The organism is Streptomyces rubrogriseus (assembly GCF_027947575.1).
GTDB classification, from domain to species: Bacteria; Actinomycetota; Actinomycetes; order Streptomycetales; family Streptomycetaceae; genus Streptomyces; species Streptomyces rubrogriseus.
The window spans coordinates 691,794-711,203 of the sequence record NZ_CP116256.1; the positions used below are offsets into that span (position 1 = coordinate 691,794).

General features: G+C 71.3%; 19 protein-coding genes. 7 read left to right on the forward strand and 12 right to left on the reverse strand.

All coding sequences use genetic code 11. From position 1 onward, the window contains the following. Positions 1-15 precede the first annotated feature (15 nt). Entirely contained in the window at positions 16-1,179 is a 1,164-nt protein-coding gene (gene galK / locus Sru02f_RS03015) for a galactokinase (RefSeq protein ID WP_109034700.1), read from the forward strand. Between the two features lie 3 nt (positions 1,180-1,182). Here the strand turns inward: galK and Sru02f_RS03020 are convergent, their stop codons facing one another. Continuing rightward, positions 1,183-1,638, reverse strand: coding sequence for a GNAT family N-acetyltransferase (locus tag Sru02f_RS03020; protein ID WP_003975678.1), 456 nt, complete (start codon positions 1,636-1,638; stop codon positions 1,183-1,185). 239 nt (positions 1,639-1,877) lie between these two features. Here Sru02f_RS03020 and Sru02f_RS03025 point away from each other — a divergent pair, with 239 nt between their 5' ends. After that, positions 1,878-2,657: a response regulator transcription factor gene (locus tag Sru02f_RS03025; RefSeq protein ID WP_164277117.1), complete on the forward strand. Its 780-nt coding sequence runs from the start codon at positions 1,878-1,880 to the stop codon at positions 2,655-2,657. Here the strand turns inward: Sru02f_RS03025 and tamR are convergent. After that, positions 2,616-3,113 carry a MarR family transcriptional regulator TamR gene (gene tamR, locus Sru02f_RS03030; protein ID WP_003975680.1) on the reverse strand — a complete coding sequence of 166 codons (498 nt, stop codon included), beginning with the start codon at positions 3,111-3,113 and terminating at the stop codon, positions 2,616-2,618. The genes Sru02f_RS03025 and tamR overlap by 42 nt on opposite strands. A gap of 164 nt (positions 3,114-3,277) precedes the next feature. On the opposite strand from tamR, the gene Sru02f_RS03035 reads away from it, so the two are divergent. Both Sru02f_RS03035 and Sru02f_RS03040 read left to right on the forward strand, forming a co-directional pair. Then, complete coding sequence (locus Sru02f_RS03035) at positions 3,278-4,162, forward strand: trans-aconitate 2-methyltransferase (RefSeq protein WP_109034696.1); 885 nt, start codon at positions 3,278-3,280, stop codon at positions 4,160-4,162. After that, positions 4,159-4,536: a VOC family protein gene (locus Sru02f_RS03040; protein ID WP_109034694.1), complete on the forward strand. Its 378-nt coding sequence runs from the start codon at positions 4,159-4,161 to the stop codon at positions 4,534-4,536. The genes Sru02f_RS03035 and Sru02f_RS03040 overlap by 4 nt, the downstream gene beginning before the upstream one ends. Positions 4,537-4,548: 12 nt before the next feature. On the opposite strand, the gene Sru02f_RS03045 is transcribed toward Sru02f_RS03040, so the two are convergent. Genes Sru02f_RS03045 through Sru02f_RS03055 form a run of 3 tightly spaced genes read right to left on the reverse strand, consistent with a single transcriptional unit; the run spans position 4,549 to position 7,448 of the window. Then, a complete protein-coding gene (locus tag Sru02f_RS03045; RefSeq protein ID WP_109034692.1) occupies positions 4,549-5,724 on the reverse strand; it encodes a CaiB/BaiF CoA transferase family protein in 1,176 nt (391 codons plus the stop codon). 39 nt (positions 5,725-5,763) lie between these two features. Beyond that, positions 5,764-6,441 carry a TetR/AcrR family transcriptional regulator gene (locus tag Sru02f_RS03050; RefSeq protein ID WP_109034690.1) on the reverse strand — a complete coding sequence of 226 codons (678 nt, stop codon included), beginning with the start codon at positions 6,439-6,441 and terminating at the stop codon, positions 5,764-5,766. Further along, complete coding sequence (locus Sru02f_RS03055) at positions 6,438-7,448, reverse strand: acyl-CoA desaturase (RefSeq protein ID WP_109034688.1); 1,011 nt, start codon at positions 7,446-7,448, stop codon at positions 6,438-6,440. Before Sru02f_RS03055 ends, Sru02f_RS03050 begins: the two co-directional genes overlap by 4 nt. Positions 7,449-7,753: 305 nt before the next feature. Here Sru02f_RS03055 and ppc point away from each other — a divergent pair, with 305 nt between their 5' ends. Further along, positions 7,754-10,489, forward strand: a complete 2,736-nt coding sequence (gene ppc / locus Sru02f_RS03060) for a phosphoenolpyruvate carboxylase (protein WP_109034686.1) — start codon at positions 7,754-7,756, stop codon at positions 10,487-10,489. A gap of 175 nt (positions 10,490-10,664) precedes the next feature. Here ppc and Sru02f_RS03065 read toward each other — a convergent pair whose 3' ends face one another. The 5 genes from Sru02f_RS03065 to glmU form a co-directional block, all read right to left on the reverse strand. Next, positions 10,665-11,171, reverse strand: coding sequence for a hypothetical protein (locus Sru02f_RS03065; protein WP_109034684.1), 507 nt, complete (start codon positions 11,169-11,171; stop codon positions 10,665-10,667). Positions 11,172-11,223: 52 nt separating this feature from the next. Beyond that, positions 11,224-11,826 carry an aminoacyl-tRNA hydrolase gene (pth, locus tag Sru02f_RS03070; protein ID WP_109034682.1) on the reverse strand — a complete coding sequence of 201 codons (603 nt, stop codon included), beginning with the start codon at positions 11,824-11,826 and terminating at the stop codon, positions 11,224-11,226. Positions 11,827-11,932: 106 nt separating this feature from the next. Then, positions 11,933-12,529, reverse strand: a complete 597-nt coding sequence (locus tag Sru02f_RS03075; RefSeq protein ID WP_109034680.1) for a 50S ribosomal protein L25/general stress protein Ctc — start codon at positions 12,527-12,529, stop codon at positions 11,933-11,935. Positions 12,530-12,742: 213 nt separating this feature from the next. Further along, positions 12,743-13,717 carry a ribose-phosphate diphosphokinase gene (locus Sru02f_RS03080; protein ID WP_003975691.1) on the reverse strand — a complete coding sequence of 325 codons (975 nt, stop codon included), beginning with the start codon at positions 13,715-13,717 and terminating at the stop codon, positions 12,743-12,745. Positions 13,718-13,848: 131 nt separating this feature from the next. Further along, complete coding sequence (gene glmU, locus Sru02f_RS03085) at positions 13,849-15,297, reverse strand: bifunctional UDP-N-acetylglucosamine diphosphorylase/glucosamine-1-phosphate N-acetyltransferase GlmU (protein ID WP_109034678.1); 1,449 nt, start codon at positions 15,295-15,297, stop codon at positions 13,849-13,851. A 398-nt stretch (positions 15,298-15,695) separates the two neighbouring features. Here glmU and Sru02f_RS03090 point away from each other — a divergent pair, with 398 nt between their 5' ends. Further along, positions 15,696-17,012 carry a sensor histidine kinase gene (locus Sru02f_RS03090; RefSeq protein ID WP_109034676.1) on the forward strand — a complete coding sequence of 439 codons (1,317 nt, stop codon included), beginning with the start codon at positions 15,696-15,698 and terminating at the stop codon, positions 17,010-17,012. 14 nt (positions 17,013-17,026) lie between these two features. Here the strand turns inward: Sru02f_RS03090 and Sru02f_RS03095 are convergent, their stop codons facing one another. Together Sru02f_RS03095 and Sru02f_RS03100 are read right to left on the reverse strand one after the other, a co-directional pair. Beyond that, positions 17,027-17,521 (reverse strand): SUKH-3 domain-containing protein, encoded by a 495-nt coding sequence (locus Sru02f_RS03095; protein WP_109034675.1) that lies wholly within the window; start codon positions 17,519-17,521, stop codon positions 17,027-17,029. A 65-nt stretch (positions 17,522-17,586) separates the two neighbouring features. After that, on the reverse strand, positions 17,587-18,117 hold the full coding sequence (locus tag Sru02f_RS03100) for a YwqJ-related putative deaminase (protein ID WP_109034672.1): 531 nt from the start codon (positions 18,115-18,117) through the stop codon (positions 17,587-17,589). Positions 18,118-18,410: 293 nt separating this feature from the next. Between Sru02f_RS03100 and Sru02f_RS03105 the strand changes: the two genes are divergently transcribed. Then, entirely contained in the window at positions 18,411-19,409 is a 999-nt protein-coding gene (locus tag Sru02f_RS03105; protein ID WP_109034670.1) for an SMI1/KNR4 family protein, read from the forward strand. Position 19,410: the final 1 nt, after the last annotated feature.

Here is a 19,410-nt window from a genome sequence, read left to right on the forward strand (position 1 = left end):
GCTAGGGGTCAGGGCATGGGCGAGGCTGTCGCGGGAACCGTCGGCGAGCGGTTCCGGGAGCTGTACGGGGCGGAGCCGGAGGGGGTGTGGGCGGCGCCGGGCCGGGTGAACCTCATCGGGGAGCACACCGACTACAACGACGGCTTCGTCATGCCCTTCGCCCTGCCGCACCAGGCCGTCGCCGCCGTCTCCCGGCGCGACGACGGCGTCCTGCGCCTGCACTCGGCCGACGTCGACGCCGGCCCGGTCGAGCTGCGCGTCGCCGACCTGACCCCCGGCTCGGACAAGTCCTGGACGGCGTACCCCTCGGGCGTCGTGTGGGCGCTGCGCGAGGCCGGACACGAGCTGACCGGTGCCGACGTCCACCTGGCCTCGACGGTCCCGTCGGGCGCGGGGCTCTCGTCCTCGGCGGCCCTGGAGGTCGTGCTGGCACTGGCGTTGAACGACCTGTACTCCCTCGGCCTGCGCGGCTGGCAGCTGGCCAGGCTGTGCCAGCGTGCGGAGAACGTCTACGTCGGCGCCCCCGTCGGCATCATGGACCAGACGGCCTCCGCCTGCTGCGAGGCGGGGCACGCCCTCTTCCTCGACACCCGCGACCTCTCCCAGCGGCAGATCCCCTTCGACCTCGCCGCCGAGGGCATGCGCCTGCTGGTCGTCGACACCCGGGTCAAGCACTCCCACAGCGAGGGCGAGTACGGCAAGCGCCGCGCGGGCTGCGAGAAGGGCGCCGCGCTGCTGGGCGTCGACGCGCTGCGCGACGTGCCGTACGCCGACCTGGACGCGGCGCTGGAGCGGCTGGGCGACGAGGAGGAGGTGCGCCGCCTGGTCCGGCACGTGGTGACCGAGGACGAGCGCGTCGAACGGGTGGTCGCGCTGCTGGAGTCCGGCGACACCCGGGCCATCGGACCCGTCCTGGTCGAGGGCCACGCCTCGCTGCGCGACGACTTCCGCATCTCCTGCCCCGAGCTCGACCTGGTCGTCGACACGGCCCTGGCCTCCGGCGCCCTCGGCGCCCGGATGACCGGCGGCGGCTTCGGCGGCTCGGCGATCGTCCTGGTGGAGGCCGCCGACGTGGACGCCGTCACCAAGGCGGTCGAGGACGCCTTCGCCGCGGCGGGCCTCAAGGGTCCGCGGGTCTTCGAGGCGGTGCCCTCGGCGGGGGCGCGGCGCCTGGTCTGACGGTCAGCCGAGCCGCTTCACCAGCGTGTACTCCGTGATCCCCGGCGGGTAGTCGGGGATCACGCACATGACGTCGTAGCCGCGTTTCGTGTAGAAGCCCGGGGCCTGGAAGTCCCAGGTCTCCACCCGGGCGGCGGCGCAGCCCCGTTCGGTGCGGGCGGTGCGCTCCGCCTCGTCGAGGAGGGCGGAGCCGAGGCCCGCGCCGCGGTGGCCGCCGTCCACCCACAGGTAGGTCACGTGGAGCCAGGTCGCCCAGGTGTGCCCGACCAGGCCGCCCGCCAGGCCACCGGTGGCGTCCAGCACCCACACGTGCAACGGGAATTCGCGTTCGTGAGGGGTTCCGCGCAGCGAACGCAGCACGGAGGAGGCCGCTGTGTTCGTCTCCCGCAGGCGGGTGCGCAGCAGATCGCGCCGTTCCCTGTCGACTTCTGTCACAAGACGAAACATGCGGCTCACCATAAACGTGCCGCGGAGTCAGTTCTGCAAAGAGCCTTCCCCTCCCGGCCCCCGCCCGTACTCTGATGAGCAGCACCGGTGGGGGCCGGTGCCGTTCAGGGGGCGAGACAGCCGGGTTCGACGCCCGGGAACAGCACAGCTGGACGCGGGCCCCGGCGTTCACCCGTGCCGGTGCCGTCGTCCGAGGACGGACAGACGATGGGTATCCCCTGCTCCTGGCGGAGCTCGGGGGAGGGGGTTTCGTGGTTCGTATCCGAGTCCTGGTCGTCGACGACCATCGCATCTTCGCCGAGTCGCTCGCGGCCGCCCTGGCCGCCGAGCCCGACGTCGACGTCTCCGCGGCCGGCAGCGGTCCGGCCGCACTGCGCTGCCTGGAGCGGGCCGCGTCCGAGGGGCGGCGGTTCGACGTGCTGCTCGTCGACGCCGACCTGGGCGGCCACCTGCCCGGCGTCCGGCCCGCCGTGCCCGTGCGGGACGGCAACGAGGACGGGCTGGTGGACGGGATCTCGCTGGTCGCCGGGGTGCGTTCGGGCCAGCCGGGCGTACGGACCGTCGTGCTCGCCGAGAAGGACGACCCGCGGCGGGCGGCCCTCGCGCTGGGGGCCGGGGCCTCGGGGTGGGTGGCCAAGGACTGCTCCCTGTCGCGGCTGCTCAGCGTCATCCGGGGCGTCCTGCGCGACGAGACGCATCTGCCGCCCGCCCTGCTCACCGGCGTCCTGCGCGAGCTGACCGCGGCCCGCAAGCACCGCACCGAGAGCGAGCTGCTGGTGGAGTCGCTGACCCCGCGCGAGCGCGAGGTGCTGCGCTGCATGGTCGCCGGGCTGGGCCGCAAGGCGGTCGCGGAGCGGCTGTACCTGTCTCCGCACACGGTCCGCACCCACATGCAGAACGTGCTGGGCAAGCTGGGCGTCCACTCCACCCTGGCCGCCGTGGCGCTGGCCCGCAGGGCCGGAGTGGGGCCGGCGGACCTGGACGGGCCCTCAGCCGGGGATGTTGTCGAACGGGGCGGTCAGCTGGCGTAGCAGCGCCGCCAGTTCGGTGCGCTGGGCGCGGGAGAGTTCGCCCAGGATCGCGCGCTCCTGGGCCAGCAGGCCGGCCAGCGACTGGTCGGCGCGGTCCCGGCCCTCGTCCGTGAGCCGGACCAGGACGCCGCGCCGGTCGCTGGGGTCGGGCAGGCGCTCCACCAGGCCCTTCTTCGCCAGCCGGTCGATCCGGTTGGTCATCGTGCCCGACGTGACCAGGGTCTGGGTGAGGAGCTGCCCCGGTGAGAGCTGGTAGGGGGTGCCCGCGCGGCGCAGGGCCGTCAGTACGTCGAACTCCCACGGCTCGAGATTGTGTTCGGAGAAGGCCAGCCGGCGTGCGCGGTCCAGGTGCCGGGCCAGCCTGCTGACGCGGCTCAGCACCTCGAGCGGTTCCACGTCGAGGTCCGGGCGCTCCCGGCGCCATGCTGCGACCAGCCGATCGACCTCGTCCTCCATGACGATCAGTGTAGTGGTTGTGTCGATGTGAAGTCTCTTGATGTCGACTCTCTCGATGTCAACTGTCTTGGCGGCTACTGTCTTGATGTCGACTGTCTTGACGTCGAGAGACTTTGCGGGTGACGCTGGGTACCCGTCCCGCACGGACACCCTCTGGAGGCTCCATGCCCGCCACCGCCCCCACCTGGGACCCCGCCCAGTACCTGCGCCACGCCGGCCACCGCGCCCGCCCCTTCACCGACCTCCTCGCCCGGATCCCGGACCTCCCCGCGGACCCGCCCCGCATCGCCGACCTCGGCTGCGGCCCCGGCAACGTCACCGTGCTGCTCGCCGACCGCTGGCCCACCGCCCGCATCACCGGCTACGACAACTCGCCCCGGATGCTCGAACGCGCCCGGCAGTACGCCGGCCCCACCTCCGGCGGCGGCCACCTCGACTTCGCCCCGGCCGACGCCCGCTCCTGGACCCCCGACGAGCCCTGCGACCTCCTCGTCAGCAACGCCACCCTCCAGTGGGTCCCCGGCCACGCCGACCTCTTCCCCGGCTGGATCGACCGACTCGCCCCCGGCGGCACCCTCGCCCTCCAGGTGCCCGGCAACTTCGACGCCCCCAGCCACCGCCTGATGCGCGAACTCGCCGACTCCCGGCGCTGGCGGGAGCGTCTGGCCGGTGTCCTGCGCCACGACGACGCCGTCCTCACCCCCGAGGGCTACCTGGCCCACCTGACCGCCGCCGGTTGCACCGCCGACGTGTGGGAGACGACGTACGTCCACCTGCTGCCCGGCGACGACGCCGTCCTCGACTGGGTCAAGGGGACGGGGCTGCGGCCCGTACTGGACGCCCTCGACGACGACCCGGCCGCCCGCGACGCCTTCGTCGACGAGTACCGGGCCGTCCTGCGCGCCGCCTACCCCGCCCAGGCGCACGGCACCCCCTTCCCCTTCCGCCGCGTCTTCGCCGTCGCACGGAAGCCCGCGGGGTCCGTGGGGTCCGTTGGGCCTGCGGGATCCGTGGGATCCGTGGGGCCCGCTCGGGAGGCAGGCCGATGATCACCGGTCTCGACCACGTGCAGCTCGCCGTGCCGCCCGGCGCGGAGGAGCCGCTGCGCGCCTTCTACACCGGCGTCCTCGGCATGACCGAGGTCCCCAAGCCGCCCGTGCTCGCCGCTCACGGCGGCTGCTGGTTCCAGGCCGGCGCCGTCCACCTCCACCTGGGCGTCGAGACGGCCGGCTTCCGGCCCGCCCGCAAGGCCCACCCCGGGCTGCGGGTCACCGGGATCGACGCGTACGCCGCCCGCCTGGAGGCCCACGGCACGCCCGTCACCTGGGACCACGACCTCCCCGGACACCGGCGCTTCTACTGCGCCGATCCCGTCGGCAACCGCCTGGAGTTCCTGGAACCGGACGGCCCCGCCCGCCCCTGACCCGGGCCGGGCTCACACCACGCCGTCCGCGGCGAGCGCGTCGATGTCCTCCTGCGACAGCCCGAGACCGCCGAGTACGGCGCGGGTGTGCTCGCCCAGCGCCGGGACCGCCTCCATGCGGGGCGCGTCCCCGGTCCATCCCGGCGGTGCCAGTGCCGGGACCGGGCCGGCCGGGGTGGGCACCTCGTGCAGGCGTCCGCGTGCGGCCAGCTGCGGGTGGTCCCACACCTCGGCGAGCGTGTTCACCCGCGCGTTGGCGAGGGGCACCGCGTCGAGCAGCTCGACCGCCTCGGCGGCGGTCAGCTGCGCGAACCGGGCCGCGATCAGCGCGCCCAGCTCCTCCCGGTGCGCGTTTCGGTCCGCGTTGGTGGCGTAGTGCGGATGCCCGGCCAGCTCCGGACGGTCCAGGAAGCCCGCGCAGAAGCCCTGCCACTCGCGCTCGTTCTGCACCGCCGTCATCACGACCTTCCCGTCGCCCGCCGTGAACGGGCCGTACGGATAGATCGTCGCGTGCGAGGCGCCCGCCCGCGGCGGCGGCCGGCCGCCCTCGAAGGCGTAGTACAGGGGAAAGCCCAGCCACTCCACGGTGGCCTCCAGCATCGACACGTCCAGGTGCGTGCCCCGTCCCGTCCGGCCGCGTTCGAGGAGCGCGGCGAGGACAGAGCTGTACGCGTACATCCCGGCGGCGACGTCCGACACCGGAATGCCCGCCTTGGCCATGTCGTCCGGCGTGCCGGTGACCGACAGCAGCCCCGACTCGGACTGCACCAGCAGGTCGTACGCCTTGCGGTCCGCGTAGGGGCCCGGCGCGCCGTAGCCGGAGATGTCGCACACGATCAGCTCCGGATGCGCGGCACGCAGCTCCCGCGCGCCCAGTCCGGCCCGCGCGGCCGCGCCCGGCGCCAGGTTCTGCAGGAAGACGTCCGCGTCCGCGATCAGCCTGCGCAGCAGCTCCAGGCCGCGCGGATCCTTGAAGTCCAGGGTGAGGGACTCCTTGTTGCGGTTGACCCACACGAAGTGCGAGCTGAGCCCCCGCACCCGGGTGTCGTACGCCCGCGCGAAGTCCCCCGTCCCCGGGCGCTCCACCTTGATCACCCGGGCGCCGAGGTCGGCGAGCTGACGGCTGGCGTAGGGCGCGGCGATCGCCTGCTCCAGCGCGACGACGGTGACTCCGCGCAGCGGTTGCATGCCCTCAGCCCTCAGTTCTCCGCCTCCAGTTCTCCGCCCTCAGCTCTTGCGGTGCCCTATCAGCCGCGGCTTCGGCTCCAGTCCGTCCAGGCCGTGCCACGCCAGGTTCACCAGGTGCGCCGCCACCTCCGCCTTCTTCGGGCGGCGCACGTCCAGCCACCACTGGCCGGTCAGCGCCACCATGCCGACCAGCGCCTGCGCGTAAAGCGGGGCCAGCTTGGCGTCGAAGCCGCGGCTCTTGAACTCGCGGCCCAGGATGTCCTCCACCTGGGTGGCGATGTCCGAGATGAGGGAGGCGAAGGTACCGGTCGACTGCGGGATGGGGGAGTCGCGGACCAGGATGCGGAAGCCGTCCGTGTACTCCTCGATGTAGTCCAGGAGCGCGAAGGCGGCCTGCTCGCACAGCTCACGCGGGTGACCGGCGGTCAGCGAGCCGGTCACCATGTCGAGCAGCCGCCGCATCTCGCGGTCCACGACGACCGCGTACAGGCCCTCCTTGCCGCCGAAGTGCTCGTAGACCACCGGCTTGGAGACCCCGGCCTTCGCCGCGATCTCCTCCACGGACGTGCCCTCGAAACCCTTCGCCGCGAAGAGGGTGCGGCCGATCTCCAGCAACTGCTGGCGTCGCTCGGCACCGGTCATCCGGGTGCGACGCGCTCGCCGCGGCTTCTCGTTGCCTGGGGTGCTGCTGGAGTCGGTCGCCACGGCGTCAATCATGCCGCCTTCGCCGTCTCCTTCCGGCGGCGGGCGCCGTCTTGATCCGTGTTGCGGCGCGAATCGATACGCGAGCGTGACGGCCAGCGCACGTCGTACGCCCACCCCAGCTGCTCGAACCAGCGGATCAGCCGGGCACTCGAATCGAGCTGCCCGCGCATCACCCCGTGCCGCGCCGAGGTCGGGTCCGCGTGGTGCAGGTTGTGCCAGGACTCGCCGCAGGACAGGATCGCCAGCCACCAGACGTTGCCCGAGCGGTCCCGGGACTTGAAGGGACGCTTGCCCACGGCGTGGCAGATCGAGTTGATCGACCAGGTCACGTGGTGCAGCAACGCCACCCGCACGAGTGAACCCCAGAAGAACCCGGTGAACGCGCCCCACCAGGACATCGTCACCAGTCCGCCGATCAGCGCGGGCAGCGCCAGGGACACCACGGTCCACAGGACGAACTGGCGGGAGACCGCCCGCAGCGCGGGGTCCTTGATCAGGTCCGGCGCGTACTTCTCCTGCGGCGTCTGCTCCTCGTCGAACATCCAGGCGATGTGGGCCCACCACAGGCCCTTGATCAGGGCGGGCACCGTCTCGCCGTACCGCCACGGCGAATGCGGGTCGCCCTCGTCGTCGGAGAACTTGTGGTGCTTGCGGTGGTCGGCCACCCAGCGGACCAGCGGCCCCTCGACGGCCATCGAGCCGGCGATCGCCAACGCGATCTTCAACGGCCGCTTCGCCTTGAAGGAACCGTGGGTGAAGTGGCGGTGGAACCCGATGGTGATGCCGTGGCAGCCCAGGAAGTAGAAGAAGACCAGCAGCCCCAGGTCCAGCCAGCTCACGCCCCAGCCCCACGCCAGTGGCACCGCCGCCACCAGCGCGAGGAACGGAAGGGTGATGAACAGCAGCAGCGTGATCTGCTCGATCGACCGCTTCTGCTCACCGCCCAGCGTGGCGGAGGGCGCCGCGGCGTCGCCTGCGGGCTGCGGAGCGTCTGGGATCACATCGGAACTCGTGGTCATGCGCGTCCCCTGTGGGGTCGAGGGTGGGGTCGTGTGGTGTGGCCGGTGCCGGGCTGCGGGAACCATGCACGGTTTTCCTACGGTTCCGTAACCTACGGCGACGTAAGTATGGCAGTGCGTGGCCGCGCGGCAAGAGCCCCAGAGCCTGCGCGTCCTGGCCGACACCTATCCTGGGAGTCGGTCGGACAGCGCGGTCCGCTCTGATTACTTCCCGGACGTCCGGCCCGGTAAGCGGCGCCCGCCGCGCGAGACGGCCGTCCGGGTTCCCTCCCAGACGAGCTTCAACACTGCAAGGAGCCGCACCTGTGAGCAGTGCCGACGACCAGACCACCACGACGACCAGCAGTGAACTGCGCGCCGACATCCGCCGGCTGGGTGATCTCCTCGGGGAGACCCTGGTCCGGCAGGAGGGCCCCGAGCTGCTGGAACTCGTCGAGAAGGTACGCCGACTCACCCGAGAGGACGGCGAGGCCGCCGCCGAACTGCTGCGCGGCACCGAACTGGAGACCGCCGCCAAGCTCGTCCGCGCCTTCTCCACCTACTTCCACCTCGCCAACGTCACCGAGCAGGTCCACCGGGGCCGCGAGCTGGGCGCCAAGCGCGCCGCCGAGGGCGGACTGCTCGCCCGTACGGCCGACCGGCTGAAGGACGCCGACCCCGAGCACCTGCGCGAGACGGTCCGCAACCTCAACGTGCGCCCCGTGTTCACCGCGCACCCCACCGAGGCCGCCCGCCGCTCCGTCCTCAACAAGCTGCGCCGCATCGCCGCCCTCCTGGACACCCCGGTCAACGAGGCCGACCGGCGCCGCCTCGACACCCGCCTCGCCGAGAACATCGACCTCGTCTGGCAGACCGACGAACTGCGCGTCGTACGCCCCGAGCCCGCCGACGAGGCCCGCAACGCCATCTACTACCTCGACGAGCTGCACCTCGGCGCCGTCGGCGACGTCCTGGAGGACCTGACGGCGGAGCTGGAGCGGGCCGGCGTCAAGCTCCCCGACGACACCCGCCCCCTCACCTTCGGCACCTGGATCGGCGGCGACCGCGACGGCAACCCCAACGTCACCCCCCAGGTGACCTGGGACGTCCTCATCCTCCAGCACGAACACGGCATCAACGACGCCCTGGAGATGATCGACGAGCTGCGCGGCTTCCTCTCCAACTCCATCCGGTACGCCGGTGCCACGGAGGAACTGCTCGCCTCGCTCCAGACCGACCTGGAGCGGCTCCCCGAGATCAGCCCCCGCTACAAGCGGCTGAACGCCGAGGAGCCCTACCGGCTCAAGGCCACCTGCATCCGCCAGAAGCTGGAGAACACCAAGCAGCGCCTCGCCAAGGGCACCCCCCACGAGGACGGCCGCGACTACCTGGGCACCGCCCAGCTCATCGACGACCTGCGCATCGTCCAGACCTCGCTGCGCGAACACCGCGGCGGCCTCTTCGCCGACGGGCGCCTCGCCCGCACCATCCGCACCCTGGCCGCCTTCGGCCTCCAGCTCGCCACCATGGACGTTCGCGAGCACGCCGACGCCCACCACCACGCCCTCGGCCAGCTCTTCGACCGGCTCGGCGAGGAGTCCTGGCGCTACGCCGACATGCCCCGCGAGTACCGCACCAAGCTCCTCGCCAAGGAACTGCGCTCCCGCAGGCCGCTGGCCCCCACCCCGGCGCCCGTCGACGCACCGGGCGAGAAGACCCTCGGCGTCTTCCAGACCGTCCGCCGCGCCCTGGAGGTCTTCGGCCCCGAGGTCATCGAGTCCTACATCATCTCCATGTGCCAGGGCGCCGACGACGTCTTCGCCGCGGCGGTGCTGGCCCGCGAGGCCGGGCTGATCGACCTGCACGCCGGCTGGGCGAAGATCGGCATCGTGCCGCTCCTGGAGACCACCGACGAGCTGAAGGCCGCCGACACCATCCTGGAGGACCTGCTCGCCGACCCCTCCTACCGGCGCCTGGTCGCGCTGCGCGGCGACGTCCAGGAGGTCATGCTCGGCTACTCCGACTCCTCCAAGTTCGGCGGCATCACCACCAGCCAGTGGGAGATCCACCGCGCCCAGCGCCGCCTGCGCGACGTCGCCCACCGCTACGGCGTACGGCTGCGCCTCTTCCACGGCCGCGGCGGCACCGTCGGCCGCGGCGGCGGCCCCACCCACGACGCGATCCTCGCCCAGCCCTGGGGCACCCTGGAGGGCGAGATCAAGGTCACCGAGCAGGGCGAGGTCATCTCCGACAAGTACCTCATCCCGGCCCTCGCCCGGGAGAACCTGGAGCTGACCGTCGCGGCCACCCTCCAGGCCTCCGCCCTGCACACCGCGCCCCGCCAGTCCGACGAGGCCCTCGCCCGCTGGGACGCCGCGATGGACGTCGTCTCCGACGCCGCCCACACCGCCTACCGGCACCTCGTCGAGGACCCCGACCTGCCGACCTACTTCCTGGCCTCCACCCCGGTCGACCAGCTCGCCGACCTGCACCTGGGCTCGCGGCCCTCCCGCCGCCCCGGCTCCGGCGTCTCGCTCGACGGACTGCGTGCCATCCCCTGGGTGTTCGGCTGGACCCAGTCCCGGCAGATCGTCCCCGGCTGGTACGGCGTCGGCTCCGGCCTCAAGGCGCTGCGCGAGGCCGGCCTGGACACCGTGCTCGACGAGATGCACCAGCAGTGGCACTTCTTCCGCAACTTCATCTCCAACGTCGAGATGACCCTCGCCAAGACCGACCTGCGCATCGCCCAGCACTACGTCGACACCCTCGTCCCGGACGAGCTCAAGCACGTCTTCGACACCATCAAGGCCGAGCACGAGCTGACCGTCGCCGAGGTCCTGCGCGTCACCGGCGAGAGTGAACTGCTGGACGCCGACCCGGTCCTCAAGCAGACCTTCGCCATCCGCGACGCCTACCTCGACCCCATCTCCTACCTCCAGGTCGCCCTCCTCGGCCGCCAGCGCGAGGAGGCAACCGCGGGCGCCGACCCCGACCCGCTCCTCGCCCGAGCCCTCCTCCTCACCGTCAACGGCGTAGCAGCGGGCCTCCGCAACACGGGCTGACAACAACTGCGGGCAGTCGTGCCGCTGGGGCGGCACGGGTGGGCGCAGGCGGCGCCCCTCAAGCGCCGGGCTGCGCGACTCACCCCGCGCCCACCCCCGGCGCCCCGCACGGGAAAACACCGGTGCCCCGAGCTCGTACAGAGCCCGGGGCACCCCCACGTCGTACGCCAAAACCTCACACCGCGAGGAACGCCGCCGTCAGCAGCCCAACCCCCACCCCCGCCATCCCCCAGGCCACCCGAGTCCGCCGCAACCCCCCGGCCACGACCACCGACGCAAGCAACAAAGCCCCACCCAACGGCACCCACGCGTACAGCACCCCGGCCGGCCCCGACCGCACCACCTCGTCACCGCCGGGCTTCACCACCACCGAATACGTCCGCCCCTTCGACACGGCGACCGAGTCCTCGATGACGACCCGCTCCCGCGGCTGCGACCCCGCCGACACCGGCGAGTATGGCCCGCTGCACGAACCGTCGGCGCAGCGCGTCACCTCGACCGTGCCCCGCTCCCGCCCCTTGGTCAGCAACACGTGCTGCGCGGTCCCCCAGGACGCCCACACACCCGCGATCAGGATCAGCGCCGCGACCGTACCCATCGACGCGACCCGGCCGAACCGCAGCACTGCGGACGAGGCCTGACGGGGACGGGCGGCGGCGGAGGCAGGCATGGCCGGGATCATTGGCCATACCTACGCGCCCGGTCAACTCACCCGTGCACCATCGACGGACAAGTCAGGAGTTGTACGCGCTCTGCGCCCGCTCGAGCCCCTCGATCACCAGGGCCTCCACCGCGTCCGCCGCCCGGTCCACGAAGTAGTCCAGCTCCTTGCGCTCCGTCGACGAGAAGTCCCGCAGCACGAAATCCGCCACCGGCATCCGCCCCGGCGGCCGCCCGATCCCGAACCGCACCCGGTGGTAGTCCGGGCCCAGCGACTTCGTGATCGACTTCAGGCCGTTGTGCCCGTTGTCCCCGCCGCCCAGCTTCAGCCGCAGCACGCCGTAGTCGATGTCCAGCTCGTCGTGCACCGCCACGATGTTGCCGACCGGGACCTTGTAGAAGTCCCGCAGCGCCGTCACCGGACCGCCCGACACGTTCATGAACGACATCGGCTTCGCCAGGATCACCCGCCGGTTGGCCGGCCCCGGCGGACCGATCCGCCCCTCGACCACCTGGGCCTGCGCCTTGCCGTGCCGCTTGAAGCGCGCCCCCATCCGCTCCGCCAGCAGGTCCGCCACCATGAAACCGACGTTGTGCCGGTTCGAGGCGTACTCGGGGCCCGGATTGCCGAGGCCGGCCACCAGCCACGGAGCGCCCGCGTCCGTCGTCACGTCCATGTCTCCTTCGTGTCCCTCGTACCCGTCCGTACCCGTCCACACATACGCGTCGGCCGCTGCCCCGCACGGGAACAGCGGCCGACCACACGATGACCTTCGGGGAGGATCAGGCCTCCGCGGCAGCCTCGCCCTCGCCCTCACCCTCGGCCGGGGCCTCCTCCGCCTGCGCGGACAGGACCTGCAGCACCACGGTGTCGCCGTCCACGTCCAGCTTCACGCCCGACGGCAGCGCGATGTCCTTGGCGTGGATCGAGGCACCGGCCTCCAGACCCGCCACCGACACGGTGACCTGCTGCGGGATGTGCGTGGCCTCGGCCTCGACCGGCAGCGCGTCCAGGACGTACTCCAGCAGGAACCCGCCCGGGGCCAGCTCGCCCTCGGCCTGCACCGGGATCTCGACCGACACGGTCTCGCCGCGCTTCACCAGCTGCAGGTCGACGTGCTCCAGGAAGCCCTTGATCGGGTCACGCTGGACCGACTTCGGGATCGCCAGCTCGTTGGTCTTGCCGTCGATGTCCAGCGCGATCAGCACGTTCGACGTACGCAGCGCCATCAGCAGCTCGTGACCCGGCAGGGTCAGGTGCAGCGGGTCCGAACCGTGGCCGTACAGAACGCCGGGGACCTTGTTGTCACGACGGATACGACGCGCGGCGCCCTTGCCGAACTCGGTACGGGACTCGGCGGTGAGCTTCACCTCGGCCATGATCACTCCTCGTAGAAAGACAGAAACGGACGTGGTCACCCGGCCACGAACGGCCTGCTACGAAGAGCGCGTCGATAACGGACAGCCACACCCGCGAACACGGGTACGGCCTCCCTCGCCGAGCAACTTCAGCAGTCTACTCGGAGAGGAAGGCCGTACCCAAAACGATCAACAGGCGGTACCGGAGCCTGCAGAACGGTTACTGCACAATGCTCACTGCTCGTCGAACAGGCTCGTCACCGAACCGTCCTCGAACACCTCACGCACCGCGCGCGCGATCGTCGGCGCGATCGACAGCACCGTGATCTTGTCCAGCTCCAGCTCGCTCGCCGACGGCAGCGTGTTCGTGAACACGAACTCGCTCACCTTCGAGTTCTTCAAACGGTCCGCCGCCGGACCCGACAGCACACCGTGCGTCGCCGTCACGATGACGTCCTCCGCACCGTGGGCGAACAGCGCGTCCGCCGCCGCACAGATCGTGCCACCCGTGTCGATCATGTCGTCCACCAGGACGCAGATGCGGCCCTTCACGTCACCCACGACCTCGTGCACCGTGACCTGGTTCGCCACGTCCTTGTCGCGCCGCTTGTGCACGATCGCCAACGGCGCGCCCAGACGGTCGCACCAGCGGTCCGCGACCCGCACCCGGCCCGCGTCCGGCGAGACCACCGTCAGCTTCGAACGGTCCACCTTCGCACCCACGTAGTCCGCCAGCAGCGGCAGCGCGAACAGGTGGTCCACCGGACCGTCGAAGAAGCCCTGGATCTGGTCCGTGTGCAGGTCCACGGCCAGGATTCGGTCGGCACCCGCGGTCTTCATCAGATCCGCGATCAGACGCGCCGAGATCGGTTCACGTCCACGGTGCTTCTTGTCCTGCCGCGCGTAACCGTAGAACGGCACGATGACGGTGATGGAGCGGGCCGACGCGCGCTTCAACGCGTCGATCATGATCAGCTGCTCCATGACCCACTTGTTGATCGGAGCCGTGTGGCTCTGGATCAGGAAACAGTCCGCACCACGCGCCGACTCCTGATACCGCACATAGATCTCACCGTTGGCGAAGTCGAAGGCCTTCGTCGGGACGACCCCGACACCCAGCTGCTGGGCGACCTCCTCGGCAAGCTCGGGGTGTGCGCGGCCGGAGAAGAACATCATCTTCTTCTCGCCGGTCGTCTTGATCCCGGTCACAGCACTTTCTCCTCAGAGGTTCGCAGCTGAGCTCATGGGCGCTCTCCCGACTGGCCGCGGGGGCGTCTCAGCTGGTGGGGTGCGGATGTGCACTTATCACGGTACGCCGTGTTCGACGCGCCGGTTTCCGGTCAGTCTTCGCCGCCCGCCTCGCGGGACACCGCCTCGGCCGCCTTCGCCGCCGCGCTCCCCGGACGCTTCCGGGCCACCCAACCCTCGATATTCCGCTGCTGGCCACGGGCCACGGCCAGCGAACCGGGCGGCACGTCCTTCGTGATCACCGAGCCGGCGGCGGTGTAGGCACCGTCCCCGACCGTGACAGGAGCCACAAACATGTTGTCCGAACCCGTACGGCAGTGCGAGCCGATCGTCGTGTGGTGCTTGTCCTGACCGTCGTAGTTCACGAACACACTCGCGGCACCGATGTTCGTGAAGTCCCCGACGGTCGCGTCACCCATGTAGGAGAGGTGCGGAACCTTCGTCCCCTCACCGATCGACGAGTTCTTCGCCTCGACGAACGTACCGATCTTCGACTTCAGCCCGAGCCGGGTACCCGGCCGCAGATACGCGTACGGACCCACGGACGCCTGCGGACCCACATGGGCACCGTTGGCCACCGTGTTGTCCACCCGCGCCCCGGCCTCCACCCGCGTGTCCGTGAGCCGCGTGTTCGGCCCGACCTCGCACCCCTCGGCGAGATGCGTGGCGCCGTGCAGCTGCGTACCCGGGTGCACGACCACGTCCTGCTCGAACGTCACCGTCACGTCCACCCACGTCGTCGCCGGATCCACCACCGTCACGCCGGCCAGCATCGCCCCGGTCAGCAGCCGGTCGTTGAGGATCCGGCGCGCCTCGGCGAGCTGCACACGGTTGTTGATCCCCGCGATCTCCCGGTGGTCCCCGGCCACCGACGCGCCCACCCGGTGCCCCGCCTCGCGCAGGATCCCGAGCACGTCCGTGAGGTACTCCTCGCCCTGGCTGTTGTCCGTCCGCACCTTGCCCAGCGCGTCCGCGAGCAACTGCCCGTCGAAGGCGAACACACCCGAGTTGATCTCCCGGATCGCCCGCTGCGACTCCGAGGCGTCCTTGTGCTCCACGATCGCCGTGACGGCACCCGAGGCACCGTCCCGCACGATCCGCCCGTACCCCGTCGCGTCCGGCACCTCGGCCGTCAGCACCGTCACGGCGTTCCCGTCGGAGGTGTGCGTGGCGGCGAGCGCCCTGAGCGTCTCGCCGGTCAGCAGCGGAGTGTCACCGCAGACCACCACCACGGTGCCGTCCACGGCACCGCCCAGCGCCTCCAGGCCCATCCGCACGGCGTGCCCGGTGCCGTTCTGCTGCTCCTGGACGGCGGTGCGTACGTCGGGGGCGACCTCGGCGAGGTGCGCGGTGACCTTCTCGCGGGCGTGCCCGACGACGGCGACCAGGTTCTCGGGGTCCAGCTCACCGGCGGCGGCGAGCACGTGCCCCACGAGGGACCGGCCGCACAGCTCGTGCAGGACCTTGGGTGTGGCCGACTTCATACGGGTGCCCTCACCCGCTGCGAGAACGACGACGGCTGCCGGGCGAATGGCGCTCACGGGATGCCCTTCGGCTGTTGAGGAGGTGGGGACATCCGCAGGATACCGGGGCGGTTTGTGGGGGACATGAGTGCGGGCCCCGACAGTGATGTCAGGGCCCGGAGGCAACAGCTCCCCCATCAGGATTTGAACCTGAACTTAAGGGACCAAAACCCTCAGTGCTGCCTGATTACACCATGGGGGATGGAACTCGGTCGAACCGGACATTCCGTCAGCTCGCCGAGGCGGCACCCCACACTATGCCGTACCGAATGCCTTCCGTGCGACGGTACAACTCGCCGTCCGGATCCCCTCGTCCACCGATCGGCGGCGAAGCTCGGGGCCTCGCGGGATATCGCGTCGTATCGTTTGTCGAAAGTCACCGGAAATGGGGCGCCCGGCGCCCGTAGGCTGGAGGCATGACCACGACGGGGGAAGACCACGTACCGGCCCGGGGTGGGCCTTGGTGGTGGGACAGGCGGCGCGGCGCGGTGCTCGATGTGAGCCTCGGGGTCGCGTCCGCGCTGGAGTGCGCGGCGGAGGGGGTTCCGTTCGCGCGGGACGCCGGGATTCCGTTGGCGATGGGGGTGGTGTTCGGGCTGCTGGCCGGTTCGGTGCTGGTGGTGCGGCGGAAGTGGCCGATCGCGGTGGTGCTGGTGGCTCTCGCCATCACGCCGGCCGAGATGGGTTTCCTGATGGGGGTCGTCGGTCTGTACACGCTGGCGGCGTGCGAGTTGCCGCGGCGGATCATCGGGGCCCTGGCCGGGATGTCGTTCGCGGGGACGTTGATCGTGACGTTCGTGCGGTTGCGGCAGGACATGGCCGGGGACGGCGTGGACCTGGGGAACTGGTTCTTCGCGTTCGCGGCGATCGGGTCGTCGCTGGGTCTGACCGCGCCGCCTTTGCTGCTGGGGTTGTACGTGGGGCAGCGGCGTCGGCTGATGGAGAGTCTGCGGGAGCGGGCGGACAGCCTGGAGCGTGAGTTGCAGTTGCTCGCGGAGCGGGCGGAGGAGCGCGCGGAGTGGGCGCGTGGTGAGGAGCGGACGCGGATCGCGCGGGAGATGCACGACGTGGTGGCGCACCGGGTGAGTCTGATGGTGGTGCACGCGGCGGCGTTGCAGGCGGTGGCGCGGAAGGATCCGGAGAAGGCGGTGAAGAACGCGGCCCTGGTGGGGGACATGGGGCGGCAGGCGCTGACGGAGCTGCGGGAGATGCTCGGGGTGCTGCGCAGTGGCGGGGTCGGTGCGCGGGCGGAGCGGGCGTCGGTGCCGTTGGCGGCGGTCGGGGTGGCTGCGGCTGCGGCGGCTTCGCGGGCGGCGGAGGACGGGGAGTCGTCGGACGGGCCGTGTCTGTCGGAGTTGGACGAGTTGATCGGGCAGTCGGAGGCGGCCGGGATGGCTGTGGATCTGTCGGTGGAGGGGGAGGTGCGGTTGTATGCGGCGGAGGTGGAGTCGACGGCGTTCCGGGTGGTGCAGGAGGCGTTGACGAACGTGCACAAGCACGCGGCGGGCGCGAAGACGTATGTGCGGTTGGCGCACCGGGTGTCGGAGATCGCGATGCAGGTGGAGAACGAGCCGCCGCCGGAGGTCTCGGCGGCGTCGTCGGCGCGGTTGCCGTCGGGTGGCAATGGGCTGGTGGGGATGAAGGAGCGGGTGGCCGCGTTGGGCGGGGTGTTCGTGTCGGGGCCGACGGATGCGGGGGGTTTCCGGGTGTCGGCGGTGATTCCGGCGTCGTAGCCGTGGGCCGGGCGTCAGTTCGCGGTGAGGCGGGTGGGCTGGGTGCCGGCGACGAGGGTGGCGAGGGCGGTGTCGATGGTGGGGCCGAGGTACCAGTCGCCGGTGTGGTCCAGGGCGTAGACGCGGCCTTCGGCGTCGATGGCGACGAGGGCCTGGCTGTCGGTCTCGGTGCCGAGGGGGCAGGTCTGGGTGCCGAGGGCGCGGCCGAGGTCGCCGAGGGTGCGGGCCATGTGGAGGCCGTGCAGGGGGTCCAGGTGCAGGGTGGCGGGGGCGATCTGGCGGCCGGGTCCGGTGGGTGCGATGTGCAGACCGCCGAATTCGGCCCAGGCCTCGACTGCGGCGGGGAAGACGGTGTGGCGGTGTCCTGCGGGTGAGGTGTGTTCGCGCAGGGTGTCGGCCCAGATCTCGGCCTGCTTGATGTCCCAGCGTCCGGGTTGCCAGCCGGCGTCGCGCAGTGCGGCGTCGACGGGGACGGGGAAGCGGGTGGTGGAGGTGCGGTCGGCTTGCATCGGCCCTTGGTTCGTTTCGGTCGGCTGGTTCGGCGCGATCTGAGTGATCTGCTCGATCTGCTCGGTCAGTCCTTCTCCGTCGCGGGGTCGACGACGCGGACGCCGAAGTGTGCGCTGAGGGCGGTGCAGGCGCGGCAGGGTGCGGCGAAGGCGCCGTGGAGGGGGTCGCCGTCCTCGCGGATGCGGCGGGTGGTGAGCTTGGCGTGTTTGAGTGCTTTGCGGGCTTCGCCGTTGGTCATGGGTTTTCGTGCGGCGCGTTTGCTGCGGGCGGCGTCGGCGGTGGCCAGGTGCCGTGAGATGAGGATCGTCTCGGCGCAGCGGCCGGTGTAACGGTCTCGTTGGCCGCTGGTGAGGGTGTCGAGGAAGTCCTGCACGAGGTGGTGCAGGGCGGGTGGCGTGTCGGCGCGCGTGGCGGTGCCGGTGAGGGTGGTGCCGCGTACGGAGAGGGCGGCGGCGACGGTCGGGAGTATGCCGTCGCGGCGGTGCCGGAGGGTGGGGGTCCGGAGGGTGTCGGTGCTGCTCCAGCCGATGCGTGGGTCGCCGCCGCGGGGGTCGTCGGACCGCCCGGTGTCGGGTCCCGTCTGTGTCGCACTCATGATCGTCTTCCCCTCCTGAGCATCCCCCCGAAGGTCACAGAGTGCCAAATCCCGGGGCTGCTGTGGAAGCTGGGGCGGGGTGACACGCCCGGGTATGGGCGGTGTGTCACGGGAGGGTGACGGCTGGTCACGGAAGTGGTGGTGTCGCGTGCCGGGTGCGGGGTCCGGCGCCGGTGACCCCTCTCGCCGTACCGCATAGGCTGTCGGCACCGCGCTCGCACGCGGTGAATCCAGACAGTGCAGGCAGATCAGACGGATCTGGCAGCAGACAGACGCCGCAGGGGGCAACCGCCATGACGACAGGTCGGCTCGGGCAAGCAGCCGCGCCGCCGAACGCGGCCTATGCCGGGCAGGTCGTGCATTTCCCGGATCCGGTGCGTGCGGCCCGTCACCCGAGAGGGGTACGGGTGGACGCGGGTGGTTACCCCGAGTTCTCGCCGTACGCGCGTGCGGTCGCGGAGATCGCGGATCCGCCGGAGGGGTTCGGGGTCGACGAGTTGCGGCTGACGGACTACGTGTCGGCGAACGCGGCCCTGTCGGCCTCGGGGCACGAGCTGTGGGACACGGTGCCCGCGGTGGCGACGCCGCACGGCTGGACGTGGCACCACGTGGCGGGTTCGCGGCGCATGGAGCTGGTTCCGGTCGAGGTGAAGGCGTTGCTGCGGCACCACGGCGGGATCTCGACGGCGGTGGTGGACCAGGGCAAGCGCGGCACGCGGCCGTTGCAGGAGACGCGTCCGGTGCACTTCGGTCTGCCGAAGTCGGGTGTGGCGGTCACGGAGCAGCAGGTGCAGGGCGTCGAGGAGGACCTCGGGTATCGGCTGCCGGGCGCCTACCGGTCGTTCCTGAAGGCGGCGGGCGGTTGTGCGCCGGTGGGTACGGCGCTCGACGCGGAGCTGGGGCTGCTGGTGGACCAGCCGTTCTTCACGGTGCGTGAGGAGGCGGCGGTCAACGACCTGGTCTATGTGAACAAGTGTCTGCGGGACCATCTGACGAAGGACTACCTGGGCGTCGCCTTCGTGCAGGGCGGTCTGCTCGCGGTGAAGGTGAAGGGCGAGCGGATCGGTTCGGTGTGGTTCTGCGCCTACGACGACGTGCGGGACGTGGATCCGTCGTGGCCGCCGGCGGATCGGGTGGAGCGGCTGCTGCTGCCCTGCGGTGAGGACTTCGACGCGTTCCTGTCCCGGCTGGCGGGTTCCCCGCCGGAGCTGGAGACGGTGGCGAACCTGATGGTGGACGGCGGTTTCGCGCGTGCGGTGCCCGTGACGGCGGCGTCTTCGGTGGGGGAGTGAG

Bases quoted from the DNA above. Each gene is read 5' to 3' on its own strand.
- Sru02f_RS03055 (WP_109034688.1), bottom strand. From the start codon at position 7,448: ATGACCACGAGTTCCGATGTGATCCCAGACGCTCCGCAGCCCGCAGGC.
- Sru02f_RS03105 (WP_109034670.1), top strand. From the start codon at position 18,411: ATGACGACAGGTCGGCTCGGGCAAGCAGCCGCGCCGCCGAACGCGGCC.
- Sru02f_RS03100 (WP_109034672.1), bottom strand. From the start codon at position 18,117: ATGAGTGCGACACAGACGGGACCCGACACCGGGCGGTCCGACGACCCC.
- Sru02f_RS03020 (WP_003975678.1), bottom strand. From the start codon at position 1,638: ATGGTGAGCCGCATGTTTCGTCTTGTGACAGAAGTCGACAGGGAACGG.
- Sru02f_RS03040 (WP_109034694.1), top strand. From the start codon at position 4,159: ATGATCACCGGTCTCGACCACGTGCAGCTCGCCGTGCCGCCCGGCGCG.
- Sru02f_RS03050 (WP_109034690.1), bottom strand. From the start codon at position 6,441: ATGATTGACGCCGTGGCGACCGACTCCAGCAGCACCCCAGGCAACGAG.
- Sru02f_RS03075 (WP_109034680.1), bottom strand. From the start codon at position 12,529: ATGGCCGAGGTGAAGCTCACCGCCGAGTCCCGTACCGAGTTCGGCAAG.
- pth (WP_109034682.1), bottom strand. From the start codon at position 11,826: ATGGACGTGACGACGGACGCGGGCGCTCCGTGGCTGGTGGCCGGCCTC.
- galK (WP_109034700.1), top strand. From the start codon at position 16: ATGGGCGAGGCTGTCGCGGGAACCGTCGGCGAGCGGTTCCGGGAGCTG.
- Sru02f_RS03095 (WP_109034675.1), bottom strand. From the start codon at position 17,521: ATGCAAGCCGACCGCACCTCCACCACCCGCTTCCCCGTCCCCGTCGAC.
- Sru02f_RS03035 (WP_109034696.1), top strand. From the start codon at position 3,278: ATGCCCGCCACCGCCCCCACCTGGGACCCCGCCCAGTACCTGCGCCAC.
- tamR (WP_003975680.1), bottom strand. From the start codon at position 3,113: ATGGAGGACGAGGTCGATCGGCTGGTCGCAGCATGGCGCCGGGAGCGC.
- Sru02f_RS03090 (WP_109034676.1), top strand. From the start codon at position 15,696: ATGACCACGACGGGGGAAGACCACGTACCGGCCCGGGGTGGGCCTTGG.
- Sru02f_RS03045 (WP_109034692.1), bottom strand. From the start codon at position 5,724: ATGCAACCGCTGCGCGGAGTCACCGTCGTCGCGCTGGAGCAGGCGATC.
- Sru02f_RS03065 (WP_109034684.1), bottom strand. From the start codon at position 11,171: ATGATCCCGGCCATGCCTGCCTCCGCCGCCGCCCGTCCCCGTCAGGCC.